Origin of the sequence: Rhodovulum viride, from assembly GCF_003265965.1 — a bacterium.
Classification (GTDB): domain Bacteria; phylum Pseudomonadota; class Alphaproteobacteria; order Rhodobacterales; family Rhodobacteraceae; genus Rhodovulum; species Rhodovulum kholense.
This window is the reverse complement of sequence record NZ_MUAV01000208.1, coordinates 1-386: the sequence shown is the minus strand read 5'-3', so window position 1 is coordinate 386 and position 386 is coordinate 1. Positions and strand designations below refer to the sequence as shown.

1 protein-coding gene is annotated in these 386 nt (G+C 66.8%); it reads right to left on the bottom strand.

The features are described from left to right. The coding region (locus BYZ73_RS23275) for a hypothetical protein (RefSeq protein ID WP_181498182.1) at positions 1–386 on the bottom strand (386 nt) is incomplete at both ends.

Here is a 386-nt window from a genome sequence, read left to right as displayed (position 1 = left end):
TGATCGGCCGTCCATTCCGAGGCCGCCGCGGCATACAGCGGATCGGCCGCCTGATCCTCGGCCCCGTCATGCACCTTGAGGTGGATGCGGCCCTTGTAGTCGCTGTCGATCTGGCCCCAGAGATAGGGATCGCCCGTGCCTTGGGCCGCGTCCTTGAGGTATTGCGCCTCGGTCCAGACCCTGGTCTCGCCCAGCCAGATCTCGACCGCGCCGTCGATCTGGTGACAGGCGAGCGGCATGGCGGAATGGTAGCGCAGATGCGGCTTGCCGTCGAAGCTGGTGGTCGAGCGGGCGGTGATGGTGCCGCCCAAGGTCCGTTCGCCATAGAGGATCAGCCCCGCGGTCACCGGCTGGATCCGGTTCAGCGTGATCTCGTCGCGGGTCTT